Origin of the sequence: Micromonospora zamorensis (assembly GCF_900090275.1) — a bacterium.
Lineage (GTDB): Bacteria > Actinomycetota > Actinomycetes > Mycobacteriales > Micromonosporaceae > Micromonospora > Micromonospora zamorensis.
Genome location: NZ_LT607755.1, coordinates 3492155 through 3507505, shown reverse-complemented (window position 1 = coordinate 3507505; position 15351 = coordinate 3492155). Strand labels below are relative to the sequence as shown.

Sequence of the window (15351 nt, the reverse complement as noted above, 5' to 3'; positions counted from 1 at the left end):
CTGTAGGTGCAGGCGGGGGATCGTGTCGGTGATCGGTACGAGTTGACGTATCCGGTCGGTCGCGGAGGAATGGGTCAGGTCTGGGCGGGCTTCGACGAGCGACTCGACCGGCCGGTGGCGATCAAGTTTCTCCGGCAGTTGGAGGTGCCGGAGGACGAGCGTGAGACGGCGGGCAAGCGCTTCCGGCGGGAGGCGAGAGCAACCGCCAGGCTCGACCACCCTGGCGTGCCGGCCGTGCACGACCTGGGCGTGCACGGTGAAGACCTCTTCCTCGTCATGCAGCTCGTGCCGGGGATCGTCCTCGCCGACCACATCGCCGAGCAGGAACGACTGCCTGTCGGCGAGGCGGCTTCCATTGCCGCGCAGGTCTGTTCGGTGCTCGTGGCCGCCCACGGCGCCTCCCTCGTACACCGTGACCTGAAGCCCCAGAACCTCATGATCACCCCGTCGAGGGTGGTCAAGGTGCTCGATTTCGGTGTGGCGGCGCTACTCGGCCCGGCCGAGGCATCTCGCCTCACCGCAACCGGGCGGACGCTCGGGACCCCCGCCTACATCGCACCCGAGCAGGCCCAGGGTGGCCCTGTCGGGCCTTCTGCCGATCTGTACGCCTTGGGCTGCATCCTCTTCGAGATGCTTGGTGGGAACCCTCCATATGAGGCGGCAAACGCCCCGGACATGATGCGCCGTCATATCAATGCGGCCATTCCCATCATCACTGAATATCGATCGGACGTCCCCGATGACCTGGCGCACCTCATCTACTGCCTGCTGGCCAAGGACCCAGCGGAAAGACCAGCATCGGCCGGTGAGGTTCGTCAGCTCCTGATGCCTTTCCTCGACGACGGCGACTCTCCGGGGCTGGTGGCCGCCCGAACGGACAACACGTTCTCCAGCACTGCCCCGCACACCGCCCCCGTCCCGGTTCCGCCGCAGAGATCCCCACAGAACCTGGTGGAGTTGCGGGCGCAGGCGAGGGAGCTCGCCGAGAACGAGCGTTTCGTACAGGCAGCCGAGATGTTGGAGCGGGCCCTCCGCATGGTGCCGCAAGGTGGCGAGCGGCTCGCCACCGAGATCGTGGCGCTACGAGTGGATCTCGCGAACCTCTTGATGCTCGCAGGTGACTTCCGGCAGGCGCATCACGCGTTCGCGGCGCTGGCCCGAGACCTCGATCAGTCGGACGAGGAGCAGGATCTTGTCGAGGAGTGCCGACAGCAGGCATTGGCCTGCAACCTTGAAATGGGCGAATCCACCGACGCCACCGGTCCGCTCTCGATCCGCTGACGTTCCACCCCGCAACACTGCATCAGCCGCTCCTGCAACTCGCACGGATTGCAGCAAAGAAAGTCGATGCACACCGGCGAAATCGCTGCCTGAAACATTGCGTCTCCCCTCCCGCCCATCGCAGGCTGATCCCAGCACGGCGGCCGGCCGGTCCCCCCGAACGGCCGCCGTGCTTCCCCAAACAACCCTCGTTGAGCGGCCGTGATGCCGTACCGCTGAGAGCATCTGCGGTGTCCGGGCGGGGTGTGTCTGCCGCACCGGATGGGCGAGCATGCCCGCCCTGTCCACGATCAGGAAGGCGGATGGACATGAACGCTCGCAACCAGCGACCAACCCCAGTCGGCGGTGGCGCGACCTACCGTTCTGCCGCGTACACCAGTCTGTTGCCGTGGCAGGTGCGCGAGCGCCGCTTCGCGCCGACCGGGCTCCTGCGTCGCGGTCTGAACCCCGACGACGTGTACGCCTTCCTCGACCGGGTCGCCGTCGACATGGCCGCCGTCTACGCCGCTCTCGCCGAGAGCCGTCGCGAGACCGCCCGGATCAAGGCCGGGCTGCGTCGCTGGCAGACTGATCAGGCCCGCGCCCGCAACGAGGGGGGCCAGGCCCGATGAGCCAGCGGTACGTCATTCACCTGCCCGTCGTCGCCAACGACCTGCCTGCCGCGCAACGCCTGGCCCGGGTCATCGGTCGCTGGATGCTGGTGCTGCCGATGGCCGACCCGGGGGAGACGACCGTCTCCGAGGAGGACCAGCAGTTCCTCCGCCACCGGGTCTTCTGCGACCTGCGGATGCCTGGCGGCCGGCGCTGCCTCCTCCGCGACGGCCATGACGGCGACTGCACCCGTCGGCTGCGCCGCTGACACAACCAGACGATCCGGCATCTCAACTGCCCGTTGTGCCGAGTGCGGTGATGATCATCAGGCCGCTAGCGTGCGCAGCACGGGAGGTGGCGTGGATGGTCGCTCGGCGTTGGGACGCCAGGTTCGAGGAGGAGCACCTTGTCCTCCGGCGTTGGCGGTTGCTGCCGTGGCCGAAGGCCTACGTCAGGCGGATACCGCTGGCCGCGATCCTCGGCATCTGGTCAGTCACCGCGACCGAACAGGCGAAGCGACACGCTCAACTCTCCATTCAGGACACGTCGGCGCCGGACCTGACCGAGGCCATCCCGGTCGGTTTCACGCGGGAGCAGTGGAAGTTCGCCGGCTGGTTCATGGAGGAACGGCGAGCCTCCCCGACCAGGCCGCCGCAAGCCCGCGGGGTGGCATCGCCGGGTCAGGTGGCCCTGTCCCGCCCTGCGGCCGACGTTGCGGCCCTGTCGTGGCAACAGGCGCAGCTGGCGGCCGCCTTACGAGCCCACCTTTCGGCCCGGCAGACCTCCACCAACCTAAGCGTCCCGTCGACGACGCCGGTGATGCGAGCCGGCGATGGCCGGAGACCGGTGTGGCTGTGGATTGAGAATGGGGAGATCCATGGGTCACTCGTTCCGGCCGGCAACGCCTCGCCGCGCAATCTGACCCCAGCCGACGTCGCCTATCTCCTGCTCGCTGACCCGTCCCGGGCAATGCCGGCTATCCGCGCGTTGACGGGCGCCACCGACAGCCAGCAAGCTCAGGCTCAGCTACAGAGCTGGCGGCGGACAGACCCGGTCGTCGTCAACCTGAGCGCCTCCGACCTCGCCGGGCGGCGAGTGGCAGAGGCCCAACAGAAGCCGGGCCGGAGCAACCCGGACGGCACTGTGCGGACCGTGTCCGGTGGCCTTCCGAGTCTGAACAAGCGCCGACGATGAGCACCAGCGACGGAGACTCCGGCACGCGTCGGGCCGGCCGACCAGCGTCAACCCTCGGAGGCGATGCCGGGGTCTCCGTCAGGCCTGACGCGGTGAGCGAGCCCAGGCTGAAGCCGTCGAGTAGGTTGATCAGCTCGTCGTCGCGGGTCACCTCGTAGCCGCGCTGTCGCAGCTCCGCAACCAGCTCGGCCTCGCCAGCAACAGGGATCTCCAGGTAGTCGCCGTCGTGCACGGTGACCTGACGCTTGCCGTACCGGTCCTGCAGGTCCTGCGGCAGCAGCGTGAACGCCCGCTCGGTGACCATCCGCGGCCAGGTTCCGTCCTGGATCGCACCCACCTCGGTGATGGTGAAGGGCTTGTCGTCGGCGTACCCATCCTCCGGATCGTGGTATTCCGGACCAGCGGGGTTCCACAGGTGGGTCATCCGGACCTGCCGGGCCTCGCCCCACGTTCGCGCGGCGGCGAGCGCCCGGATCTCCGCGGCCTCCTCGGTCGCGCTGTCGGCGTGGGCGAAGGCGAGGCAGTCGTGCGCCGTGGCGTGGCCGTAGGCCAGGTGCTGGTGTTGCGTCGTCATGGCGCACATCCTGCCTCAGACGTACGACTTCCAAGATCGTCGTACGGCCGGGGCCGTCTCCACCGGTCGGTTGACCGCTAGGCTGGCCCTCCCTGGTCTCCCCACCTGGAGAAACGCCCATGTCCGACAGCGTCTTCGCGCAGTTCACCGCCGACGACGACCAGCTCGAGGTTGGGCTGATCGTGCAGCCGGCGATCAACGCCGCCCTGGTGCACAACCGGGTGCCGTTGGTCCGCCACCTCACGCTCGTCAACCGAGGTGCGGTGCCGCTGACCGACGTCACCCTGACGCTGGAACTGCGTGGCCCGGACGGCGCGCTGACCGAGCCGTGGACGCGTACCCTCGCTGCGCCGTTGCGGCCCGGGGCGAGCACGAGCTGGGACGACTTCCGCGACTTCACGCCCGACCGCGTGCTCCTGTACCGCACCGACGAGGCGTTCCCGGTCGACTACCGACTCTTCGTCGAGGCGGCCGGCCAGGCCTTGACGCTGGTCGCCCCGTCGCGGGTGTTGGCGCACAACGAGTGGTTCAACAGCCCTGCCCTGTACGACAGCCTGGCGGCCTTCGTGCAGCCGAACACCCGGGCGGTGGAGGCGGTCCTGCGGGCTGCCGCCCAGCTCCTGCTCGCGCGGACCGGCTCGGGCTCCCTGCAGGGCTATCAGGAGGGTTCGGAGCGGGCGGCGCTGATCGCCGGTGCCGTGTACGAGGCGCTGCGCCAACTCGAGATCACCTACCAGACCCTGCCGGCGTCCTTCGAGAACACCGGCCAGAAGGTACGCACCACCGCAGCCGTGCTCGATGGGCGGCTCGGCAACTGCCTCGACCTGTCCGTCACGTACGCCGCGTGTCTGGAGGCGGCGGGGCTGCACCCGCTCATCTTCATCAGCGCGGGGCATGCGTTCGGCGGCTTCCTGCTGGAGGAGGAGCGGCTGGGCTCGGCCGCCGTGACCGAGACCAACCTGCTGATCTCAATGGTGGACTCCGGCCGGGCCGTGCCGGTCGAGCTGACCCGCATCGGGCCGGGCGCGCAGTCGGCGACCTTCACCGAGGCGGTACGCGTCGGGCTCGGCCACTTCCGCGGCGACGGCGAACGCATACAGGGCGTCGTCGACGTGCACCTGGCCCATCGCTCCGGCATTCAGCCCTTGCCGTCGCCCGACGAACTGATCGCGCCCGCCGCGGTCGACGCCGAGGCGACGCCGAAGGTAACAGCGTCCCTCGACCTTCCGCCCGGCGTCGCCGCCGCGAAGCTGCGCCAGTTCGCCGACGAGGGCGAGGAGGTGCCGCAGCAGTCCGACGGGTCGCCGGCGCGTATCCAGCAGTGGAAGAAGTCGCTGCTCGACCTGAGCCTGCGCAACCCGCTGCTCAACCTGCCCAAGCGTGGCCGTGGCTTGGACCTGCACGTGCCGGCGGGTGCGCTGGCCCTGCTCGATGACCTCATCCACGACGGCCGTCAGGTGCAGGTCATCCCGCAGGACAACATCAGCCACGTCCACGAGCTGGCCGGGGCACGTCGGGCGCAGGACCTCGACGCCGAGATCCTGACCCGGGAGCTGCGTACCGACCGGCGGGTCTACGGCGCGGTCACCGACGCCCGCTACAAGACCGCGATGCGCGCGTTGCAGCGGGAGGCGCGCACGATGGAGCAGGAGACCGGCAGCAACTACCTGTACCTGACCATCGGCACCCTGGTCCACACGAAGACGACCGGGGGAGAGGCGTACGCGCCGCTCTTCCTCCTGCCGGTGCGCATCGAGGGCGGCAGCGGCCGTCGCCCGTACGCGATGGTCATCGACGGCACCGAGGTCGCCAGCCCGAACTACTGCCTGATCGAGTGGTTGCGGGTCAAGCACAGCGTGCGGATCCCGGAGCTGGAGCGACCGGTCCTCGACGAGCACGGCATCGACATCGCCAAGACCCTGGCCGCGATCAACACCGGGTTGCTCGACAACCGGCTCAACTACCGCATCGACGAGAGCGCCAGCCTTCGCCTGTTGCAGTTCTCCACCTTCCAGATGTGGCGGGACCTCACCGACCACTGGCCCCGGTTCATGGAGAACCCTGTCGTCCGGCACCTGGTCGAGTCCTCCGGCGCCACGTTCGACGATCCCGCCCGCCCGGAGCACGACGTCGAGATCGCCGTCGACGAGGCCGACCTGCACCTGCCCATCCCCGCCGACGGGTCGCAGATGCAGGCCATCGTGCGCGCCGAGCGGGGCCACTCCTTCGTCCTGGAGGGCCCGCCGGGCACCGGCAAGTCCCAGACCATCACCAACATGATCGCCCGGGCGGTCAGCGCGGGCCGGTCGGTGCTGTTCGTCGCCGAGAAGCAGGCCGCGCTGGAGGTGGTGAAGCGCCGCCTCAAGCAGATCGGCCTCGGGCCGTTCGCGCTCGACCTGCACGGGCGCAAGCAGTCCCTCAACGCGATCCGCCAGCAGCTGCGCGACGCGCTCGACCAGTACGACCACGGCGGTGACGGCACGTGGACTGCCGTCGAGACGGCCTACCGGACGCGGCTCGCCCCACTGACCGAGTACCCGGCCCAGGTGCACACCACCAACCCCGTCGGGATGTCGCTCTGGTCGGCCTACGAGCAGACTTTGGCGTACGGGGGCGGCCCGGTCGCCCCGATCCCGATGGCCTACCTGCACGCACCCGCCCCGGCACGCGCGCAGGTCGAGACGACACTGCGGGAGTTCCCGGCGGCCGCACGATCGGCCCGACTCCGGGCGGCGCACCCGTGGGCGATCAGCGGCTGCCGCACCCTCGACGGGTTGCACGGCGCCGCGGTCACCGAGATCGCCGGTGAGCTCGAACGCCTCCGAGCCGACCTCGCCGCCTACCCGCGCCTGGTCGAGTTGCTGCGGACGCTGCCCGCCCCGGAGACGGTGAGCGAGCTGCAGGCGGGCGCCTGGCTCGCCGTACGCGGACTGCTGCCGGACCGGCAGGCCACCCTGCACGCCAGCGACCGACGGTGGGACGAGGCGGTGGCCCGGCTCCAGGCGGACCTGGCGGCCTTCCGGCAGGGCTTCGCCGGTGAGCTGGCCACCTTCCGGCCGGACGTGTTCGCTCGACCGGAGCTGACCGCCTGGCACGGTGAGGCCCAGGAGGCGGCGAAGAAGCTGATCGGTAAGCGCAAGCGTCGGCAGGCCATCGTGGATCGGCTGGCGGTGCACCTGGTTGCCGGCGCGACGCTCGACGTCGAGCGGGTGGAGGTTGCCACCGGTCGGCTGGTGGCCGCCCAGGCGCAGGCGGCGGCCCTCTACCAGCATGTCGTCGCGGTGGGCGGGCTGCGGCTGTCGCAGTGGCAACCCACCGACCCCAACGCGCAGGAGCGGCTGACCGAGGCGATCGAGGCGACCCGGGTCGGCCGGACGCTCCTGGCCCGGCACCCGCAGGCCTGGGAGCTGTTTCACGGCGGCTTCACCGATGTGGACGCTGTGCTCCTCGACCGGATCGCCTCCCGGTGGCGGGCCTGGCGCGGGGTGCTGCGTTCCGGTGAGGCCGAGCTGGCACTGTGGGCCGCTGGTTCGCACTGGACCGACGCCTGGCAGCGCGACGGCGCGGCCTGGCTGCACGAGGTGCAGAGCGAGGAGTTGTTCCCGCTGCGCCGATGGGCGACCGTCCTGGCCCACGCCGACGTGCTCGCCTCGGCCGGTCTCACCGACTATCGGGACCAGCTGCTGCGCGCCGAGGTGCCGGCGCATCTCGCCGAGGAGGTCTACCGGCGGGGAGTCGCGACGGCGTCCCTCGCCGAGCGGGTACGGGCCGGCGGCCTGCAGTACTTCGACCCGGAACTGCACGACGACGAAATCAGCCAGTTCGAGGCGGCCGCCGGTGAGCTGCGGTCCGCGCTGCCGACGCAGCTGCCGTCGGTGCTGGTCCGCCGCCGCCCCTTCAGCCCTGCCGACCGGCGTGGGCGCTTCGCTGACTTCGCGGCCGAGCTCCGCCGTAAGCGGGGCGGGCGGTCCTTCCGGGAGCTGTTCGAGCAGTACGCGGACGCGGTGCTCGCACTGACCCCGTGCGTGCTGGTCAGCCCCGCGTCCGCGGCGAACTTCCTCGCGCCGGGAAGCCAACGTTTCGACCTGGTCATCTTCGACGAGGCCTCGCAGATCCGCGTGGCGGAGGCGATCGGCGCGATGGGTCGGGGCAGCGCCGTGGTGGTGGTCGGCGACTCCCGGCAGATGCCGCCGAGCAGCATCATGCAGGCCAGCCACAGCGTGGACGAGGTCGACGAGGGCAACGGCCCGGTGCCGGAGGACCTGGAAAGCATTCTCAGCGAGGCCGTCGAGTCGGGACTGCCGCAACGGTGGCTCTCCTGGCACTACCGCAGCCACGACGAGTCACTCATCGCCTTCTCCAACCGCTACTACTACGACAACAAGCTCTCCAGCCTCCCGTCGCCCGGCGCCGCCAGCTCGGCCGGCGTCAGCTGGCGGCGCGTCGAAGGCCGGTACGACCGGGGCGGATCCCGCACCAACGAGGTCGAGGCACGGGCGATCCTCGCGGACATCACCCGGCGGTTGCACGACCCGGCGACCGCCACCCAGTCCGTCGGCGTGGTCACCTTCAACATCCAGCAGCGGGACCTCATCCTCAACCTGCTGGAGGAGAGCCTCGACCCGATCATCCGCGAGCACCTGTCCGGCGCGGTCGCGGAGCCGATCTTCGTCAAGAACCTGGAGAACGTGCAGGGCGACGAGCGCGACGTCGTCCTGTTCTCGCTGGCCTTCTCCACCAACCTGGAGACCGGCCAGCTCCCGCTGAACTTCGGCCCGCTCAGCCAGGCCGGCGGCGAGCGGCGGCTCAACGTGGCCATCACCCGCGCCCGCCGCCAGGTCGTCCTCTACTCGTCCTTCGACCCGTCCGACATCGACCTGTCCCGCACGTCCGCGCTGGGCACCCAGCACCTGCGGGCGTACTGCGAGATGGCCGCCGCCGGCGCGGAGCGCCTGGGCGACCTCGCCACCGACCGCACCGAGCGGCGCAGCCGGATCCGCGACGAGGTGGCCGCAGCGCTGCGCGACCGCGGCCACGAGGTCCGTACCTCGCACGGCCTTTCCGACTTCACAGTGGACATCGCCGTACGTAGACCAGGCTCACCACTGTGGCAGGTGGCCGTCATGCTCGACGGCCCGGACTGGAGCGCACGCCCGACGGTGGCCGACCGGGACTCGGCGCCCGCGCTCCTCCGCTCGATCATGGGTTGGCCGGAGGTCGTGCGGTTCTGGCTGCCGGCGTGGATCCACGACCGGTCGGCGCTGCTCGACCGGGTCGACGAAGCGGTCACCCGGGCCGACGCCCCCACGACCGCCGAGCCCGAGCCCGAGTCGTCACCGGCCGCAGTGGCACCCGAAGCCGTCGAACTGCCGCAGCCGCGCTCCGAACCGGATGTGGAACCGCCGCACCCGACACCGACCGCCGAGTTGCCGCAGCCGCGCCTCGCGGTGGACGAGGAGCCGCTCCGGGGAGAATCCTCGGCACCCGTCACCGCACTGGCCGGCACAGCCACGGCGACCTCGGCCGCAGACACCATCACGGTGAGCCCATTCGTTCCGTACGTCCCGACCCCGCTCGGGGACCAGGCCGACCTCGACCTTCTGGCCACCGACCGGCGCGTACGTGACCTGGTGCGGAACGCGCTCCGCGAGATCATCGAGGCTGAGGGGCCCATCGAGCAGCACCGGCTCGCACGCCTCGCCCTCGCCCGGTTCGGTTTCCTCCGAACCCGGGAGGACCGCCGTACCGCAGTGCTGTCGCTCGTCGACTCCCGCCGGCTCTACACGCACCCGACAGTGAGCCGGTACGCCTGGCCCGAAGGCACCGACCCGCAGACGTACCGCGCGTACCGGGTCACGCAGGCGAGCAACGACCGCGCGTTCGAGGAAGTGCCACCCGAGGAGGTGGCCAACGCCTTCGTGCACGTACTTCAGGGCATGCCGAGCATGGACGAGGAACGGTTGCTGCGCGCCGGCCTGGAACGGCTCGGCTACCGCCGTCGCACCGAGAAAATCGACAAGCTACTCCGGTACGGGCTGCACGTCGCCGTGACCAGCGGACGCCTCCGCTTCGACCAGGAGGGCCGCCTTACCCGAAGCTGACGAGAGTCACCATTCGTATCGGTAACAGGCGTGAGCTGAGCATCTGGTCGGCTAAGCGATGTCTCGTAATGGCTCCGGCGCCGCCGGGGCTACGATCGGCCGTGCAATTCGTGAGCTCGGAGTTGGGTGAGACGGCAGCCTTGGATGCTGCCTTCCCACGTCGTCTAGGTGATGACGTACGAAAGGCGTTGGCAGTCCTACCGCCGGCGCCGCACGCGCCGACGTCGCCATTCCGTGTGCTGGTCGATGGCGAGACGGTCGTGATTCCATCCCGGATCTACTCCGACGCGCCGTCCGTTGCCGCTGAGGCGACGCTGTCTGCCACCCAGCGTGCGGTGCTCGATTGCCTGTACACCCGCCACCACGATGGCCGGGTAAGGCAGCGGCGGCTGGAGCGGGTGGTCGGCTTGATCCAACCGTGGGTGGCGCCGTTCGTGGTGCAGTTGGTGGGCGAGTACGTGGACGAGATTGTGTCGGTCATTCGGCGGGTTCTCGCGCCGGAACTGGTCGTTCCACACAGTCCGACGGAAGCCGTCTACGGGCGACTTGCGGCCGAGAACCCGGCGTTCGTGGCGCTCACCGGCCAACGGGTTGCCAGCTATTGGGACTGTTACCACCGTCGGCGCTACCCCACGCTGATCGACTACCCAGGGCACGTCGTGATGGCAGCGCTGCGGGTGGCGGCAAAGCGGCACGAAGTCTCGGATGGTGATGCAAGTTAGCCGACTTCCCGCGCCCAACGTGATGTCACATTCAGTCATCATCAACGATGATTGCGTGCAGGCGATCGGCATCACATCCGCAGTGGATCTATCCGTTCACTGGGCTTCGTCCGGCCCCGCGTTGAACTACCTGGTCGGCTCGGAGCGTGACCATGGCGACCGTACGGCCATCGGCGTCGGCGAACTCGACTTCGTACGCAGGCGGGGGGCCGTTGAAGACACGCACGACGGCTCCCGTTGCCCCCGCGGGCAGTTCTTCTCCCGGAATGGCTTCTCGGAGTTCAACCACGTCGTACAGCTCCAACATGGCAACCTTCCTTTGGCGGGAATGAGATGGTCACCATCCGAGGTGCAGATGCCCCGCTCTCCAGTATCTAGGCTGTGCGGACGGTGACCGTGCCATCGGGGCCGGTCAGGGGTAGGTCCACGTTCCACCGCTGGCCGAAGTCGTCCGCCCTGCCGATCTTCTGCGACCTACCGCTGTGTGGCGGCCGGCGCTGCCTGTTCCACGACGGCCACGACGGCGCCTGCTCCCGCCGCCTACGCCGGTGAACGGGTTCTTACGTCACGAGGCGGTAGTCGGGGATACCACGGTTGCGTTCCTCGACCGGCTCGTCTGTCGATCGTGCGGTGACACCGACCGGAACAGGGGCCCGAGACACGTAAATCCCCTCCAGGCAAGTGTCGCACCAGAACGAGACATACCCGTACTCGGCAGCGGGCCGTGCCGTGAAGACGATCCGTAGGGTCCGGTGACCGCAGTTCGGGCAGGCAAGATCGGACGTCGCCGGCAGCGCGCGGTAGACGACGTCGTATGCCGTCAACCACTCATCGAACGTGGCCATCAGTGCGCTCCTTCCGGCCTGACCGAATGGTTGGTCCACCACTGTTCCTCATGGGCGTAGGCCCGATCCTCGAATGCGTCGATCTCATGACGGGTGGCCGGGTACGGGCGCCCCTGGCGGAGCTCGGCGACGTGGAACCGCTCGTGTTCGAGCGTACGGGCCAGGTCCTCCTCACTGCGGAAGGCTTCTCGACAGAGCATGACCGACTCGTCAGGCTTCGTCAGTCCGCACACACCAGAAACCCGATTGTTGATGGTGAGCCGGATGTCGGTGATATCAATCCCGTACTTGGCGGCGAGGCTCGTCACCGCCTCCATCCTCATGGGCATTCGAGGACCAGCTCCGCGACCGCGAACCCGACTGAGGTCGCCCGGGTCTGCCCCGGCACGCTGGAGTCGACCCAGTGCCTGCTTGAGTTTGTCGATCAGGTCGCCGAGTCGGCGTACCTCCGGGATCAACCGGCGCAGGCTGGCCAGCAACCCTCGCAGCAGCCGCGCGATCCGCGCCGCCCACGACGCCACCAGCGTCGTGACCTGCTCCACGACCAGCGGCGCGGCCAGTCCGCCGGTGACGACGAGTTCGCCCGCGTACACGATGAGACGGGACACGCAGGTGGCGATGGCGTCGCGGACCAGGAGCCGGACGGCGGCCACCAGGCCGGCGGCGCCTTCGGTGATCGCGGCCATGGCGTCGGCGCCTTGGGCGAGGCCGGTGATGGCCTGCTGTTGTTCGGCGGCCCAGGCGCGGTAGGCCGGGCCGGCGCTGCCACCCCACCCGGCGACGTCGGTGCGGACGGCGCGGGTCAGCGCGCCGGCTTCCTCGCGGAGCGATGCGGCGACGTTGCGCCAGGTCTGGGCGTGAGCGGTGATCTGCGCCGGGTCGCCGGCGAGCCAGTCCAGCGCCTCACTGAGCGGCTTGACGTGCTCGATGAGCCAGGCGATCCCGTACTGGAGCAGGGCGCCGACCGGGTCGGAGACGAAGGCGAGGGCGTCCAGGCCGGCGCTCACCACGCCGAGGCTGCCGTCGATCCAACTGCCGTCGCGTACGCCCTGGGCGATGAGTTCGATGTCCTCGCAGATCCAGATGCCCGCCCATGCGCTGGGTGGGGCGTCCGCTGGTGCGGCGACGAGCGGGTTGGACGTCACGGCTGCCGCCGCACCTCATCGAGGTGCTGCTGCCGTACTCCGTCGAGCAGTTGCTTCGCGTGGGCGTCGGAACTTCGGTAGCGGTCTGCTCCGACCCGCAGCTTGCCGGCGGTGTCCCGCACCGACGCGGCGGCGGCGCCGATGCCGTCGACCAGGGTTCGCTGGAGGCCGTCGAGCAGTGTCGGCATCAGGGCGCAGAGCTGACCGTACGCGTCGGCGCCCAACCGGACGTGCTGGCCTGCCTGTTGGGAGGTGTCGAGGCTGCCGGCGCAGCGGTCGAGGCGGGCGGCGTGGGCGGTCAGGTCGTCCGGGTCGACGTGGATGCCGTCACCGGTCGGCATCGCTCGAACCCTCGTCACCAGCCAGCCGACTGCGGTACGACTCGATGATGGCCTTGGCGCTCGCGTCGTCGCCGAGGAACTCCACTGTCAGTTCGCGGACCTGGCGTAGCAGGTCGGTGCGTGCCGCTCGGGTGGTCTCCAGGATCTGCTGGGCGGTGCGCGCTGCGGGTTGCTGCCGGATGCGTTCGTCGAGCCACAGGCCGATCAGCAGGCCGGAGCATTCGACTGTGACGTCGACCGTCCGGTCGTTGTTGTGGGCGGTGCCGGTCAGCTCCTGCATCCTCGCCGAGAGCGTCTTCGCCCGTGCCGCCCGTTCGGCGAGCGACGACTCCCACTCGTCGAGCCGGTGTCCGGCCGCGTCGAGCGCAGCGTCGTCCGCCCACATGTCGACCCTCCCCAGGGGACCACCGCCGACGACAGCCAGCGTGATCACCCGCACGTTACCAACTGGTGGCGCTCCGTGTATGCCCCGCGCCCGACCCCGTGCTCGTATCGGCCGGCCGCCATGTGCCCCAATCCGGACCACGCGACGATCAGGTCAACGAAGATTGTCTCCGTGACGAGCGACAACCCGCACCGGGGATGGACCAGCCGAACCGCCTGGGAGGGTCGGTTCAACGCTCCGCTGCGCTCGTTCCTGCGCACCGAGACCGGCGGCGCCCGGGTGGTGCTGGTCGCCGCGGTGGCGGCGCTCGTGTGGGCCAACCTGCACGTGTCGTCGTACGAGTCGGTGTGGGGCACCTCGCTCTCGGTTCGGCTCGGCGACTGGTCCCTGTCACACGACCTGCGTACCTGGGTCAACAGCGGCCTCATGACGTTCTTCTTCCTGGTCGCGGGGCTGGAACTGCGCCGGGAGTTCGACATCGGCGAGCTGCGCGAGCGGCGTCGACTGGCGTTGCCGATGCTGGCCGGTTTCGGCGGCATGCTCCTGCCGATCGCGATCTATCTGGCGTTCAACGTCGGGCAGACCACCGCCGCCGGCTGGGGAGTGGTGATGGCCACGGACACGGCGCTCGCGCTCGGCGCGCTGGCCGTCTTCGGGCCACGCTTCTCGGATCGGCTGCGGGGGTTCCTGCTGACCGTTGCCGTCGTCGACGACGTGGTCGCGATCGCGGTGCTGGCAATCGCGTACCCGCATCATCCCTCGCTGTCGGCGCTGCTCGTCGCGGTGCTGATCTTCGGCGTCGTCCTGCTCGTCCGGGCCCTGGGTGTGCGGTTCGGGCCGGTCTACGCGCTGCTGGGGGCGGCGGCGTGGGTCGCGGTCTCGGAGTCCGGTGTCGACCCGGTCGTGGTGGGTCTGGTGATGGGGTTGCTGACCTACGCCTACGCTCCCGGCCGCGACGACCTGCAGCGGGCGAGCGACCAGTTCCGCCTCTTCCGGGAACAGCCCACCCCGCAACTGGCCCGGATGGCGCGGGCCGGGCTCACCTCTGCGCTGTCGCCGAACGAGCGGCTGCAGACCATCTACCACCCGTGGGCGAGCTATGTGGTCGTGCCGCTCTTCGCGCTGGCCAACGCCGGAATCGTGATCAACGGGGATCTTCTCGCCAGGGCGGTGGTCTCCCCGGTCACGCTCGGCGTCGTGGTCGCCTACGTCGTCGGCAAGCCAGCGGGGATCGTGGGTGTCTCCTGGCTGGTGGCCCGGCTCAGCGGCAACCGGTTCCGACCACCGGTCGGCTGGGTCGCCGTCGTGGGGGTCGGCACGATCTCCGGCATCGGGTTCACCGTCGCGCTCCTCATCGCCACCCATGCCCTCAGCGGCCCTGCCCTGGATGAGGCGAAGCTCGGCATCCTCGTCGCGACACTGGGGGCGTCCCTCGTCACCTGGCTGGTGTTCCGCTCGGTCGGGCGACTGTCGCCGGCACGGCGGGCGCGCGCGCTGCTCGGTGTCGCCGAGGGGATCGTCGACCTGATGCTGCCGGTCGACCCGGAGCGCGACCACATGCGCGGGTCGCTCGACGCGCCGGTGACTGTCGTGGAGTACGGCGACTTCGAGTGCCCCTACTGCGGGCAGGCCGAGCCGGTGGTCCGGGAACTGCTCGCCGACTTCGCCAACGTCCGGTACGTCTGGCGGCACCTGCCGCTCACCGACGTCCACCCGCACGCCCAACTCGCCGCCGAAGCTGCCGAGGCGGCGGGCGAGCAGGGGGCGTTCTGGGAGATGCACGACCTGCTGCTCGCCCACCAGGACGCCCTCAACCCCGACGACGTGCTCGGCTATGCCGAACAACTCGGCCTGGACGTCGACCAGTTCCGGGAGCACATGGTCAAGCGGATGGGTGTCGACCGGGTCGCCGAGGACACCGACTCCGCCGACCTCAGTGGCGTCACGGGCACCCCGACCTTCTTCATCAACGGCCGGCGGCACTACGGCGCGTACGACATCACGGCGCTCTCGGCGGCGGTGAAGGCGGCGTTCGCCAGCGCGAAGCTGCGCCCCGAGTACCACCCCCGGGAACCCGGGCCCGCCGATGGTGGGCCGGCGAGCTGACGGGGGTCGAGGCGGGGGAGTGTCGGCCGGCAGCGCACCAACCCTCCTGCCCCGCCACCACCTGAT

12 protein-coding genes are annotated in these 15351 nt (G+C 69.9%); 6 read left to right on the top strand and 6 right to left on the bottom strand.

The window, feature by feature from the left end:
- The first annotated feature begins 6 nt into the window (after window positions 1–6).
- The 3 genes from GA0070619_RS15415 (at window position 7) to GA0070619_RS15405 (ending at window position 2140) form a co-directional block, all read left to right on the top strand.
- A complete protein-coding gene (locus GA0070619_RS15415) occupies window positions 7–1281 on the top strand; it encodes a serine/threonine-protein kinase (protein WP_088948714.1) in 1275 nt (424 codons plus the stop codon).
- Between the two features lie 302 nt (window positions 1282–1583).
- Entirely contained in the window at window positions 1584–1892 is a 309-nt protein-coding gene (locus tag GA0070619_RS15410; RefSeq protein WP_088948713.1) for a DivIVA domain-containing protein, read from the top strand.
- Window positions 1889–2140 (top strand): hypothetical protein, encoded by a 252-nt coding sequence (locus tag GA0070619_RS15405; protein WP_088948712.1) that lies wholly within the window; start codon window positions 1889–1891, stop codon window positions 2138–2140. The genes GA0070619_RS15410 and GA0070619_RS15405 overlap by 4 nt, the downstream gene beginning before the upstream one ends.
- Window positions 2141–2932: 792 nt before the next feature.
- Here GA0070619_RS15405 and GA0070619_RS32405 read toward each other — a convergent pair.
- Entirely contained in the window at window positions 2933–3640 is a 708-nt protein-coding gene (locus GA0070619_RS32405) for a hypothetical protein (RefSeq protein ID WP_157744007.1), read from the bottom strand.
- Window positions 3641–3759: 119 nt separating this feature from the next.
- Here GA0070619_RS32405 and GA0070619_RS15395 point away from each other — a divergent pair, with 119 nt between their 5' ends.
- Window positions 3760–9741 (top strand): DUF4011 domain-containing protein, encoded by a 5982-nt coding sequence (locus GA0070619_RS15395; RefSeq protein ID WP_088948711.1) that lies wholly within the window; start codon window positions 3760–3762, stop codon window positions 9739–9741.
- 101 nt (window positions 9742–9842) lie between these two features.
- Window positions 9843–10463 (top strand): hypothetical protein, encoded by a 621-nt coding sequence (locus GA0070619_RS15390; RefSeq protein ID WP_157744006.1) that lies wholly within the window; start codon window positions 9843–9845, stop codon window positions 10461–10463.
- Between the two features lie 88 nt (window positions 10464–10551).
- Here GA0070619_RS15390 and GA0070619_RS34095 read toward each other — a convergent pair whose 3' ends face one another.
- The 5 genes from GA0070619_RS34095 to GA0070619_RS15365 form a co-directional block, all read right to left on the bottom strand.
- Complete coding sequence (locus GA0070619_RS34095) at window positions 10552–10770, bottom strand: DUF4926 domain-containing protein (RefSeq protein ID WP_088948709.1); 219 nt, start codon at window positions 10768–10770, stop codon at window positions 10552–10554.
- Window positions 10771–11023: 253 nt separating this feature from the next.
- Window positions 11024–11308 (bottom strand): hypothetical protein, encoded by a 285-nt coding sequence (locus tag GA0070619_RS15380; RefSeq protein ID WP_088948708.1) that lies wholly within the window; start codon window positions 11306–11308, stop codon window positions 11024–11026.
- Window positions 11308–12453: a WXG100 family type VII secretion target gene (locus GA0070619_RS15375; protein ID WP_231927430.1), complete on the bottom strand. Its 1146-nt coding sequence runs from the start codon at window positions 12451–12453 to the stop codon at window positions 11308–11310. The genes GA0070619_RS15380 and GA0070619_RS15375 overlap by 1 nt, the downstream gene beginning before the upstream one ends.
- The gene (locus GA0070619_RS15370) at window positions 12450–12794 is read right to left on the bottom strand and encodes a type VII secretion target (RefSeq protein WP_088948707.1); all 345 of its coding nucleotides are present in this window, start codon (window positions 12792–12794) and stop codon (window positions 12450–12452) included. The genes GA0070619_RS15375 and GA0070619_RS15370 overlap by 4 nt, the downstream gene beginning before the upstream one ends.
- Complete coding sequence (locus GA0070619_RS15365) at window positions 12781–13179, bottom strand: hypothetical protein (protein WP_088951823.1); 399 nt, start codon at window positions 13177–13179, stop codon at window positions 12781–12783. Before GA0070619_RS15365 ends, GA0070619_RS15370 begins: the two co-directional genes overlap by 14 nt.
- A gap of 171 nt (window positions 13180–13350) precedes the next feature.
- On the opposite strand from GA0070619_RS15365, the gene nhaA reads away from it, so the two are divergent.
- The gene (gene nhaA / locus GA0070619_RS15360; protein WP_088948706.1) at window positions 13351–15285 is read left to right on the top strand and encodes a Na+/H+ antiporter NhaA; all 1935 of its coding nucleotides are present in this window, start codon (window positions 13351–13353) and stop codon (window positions 15283–15285) included.
- The last annotated feature ends 66 nt before the right edge of the window (window positions 15286–15351 follow it).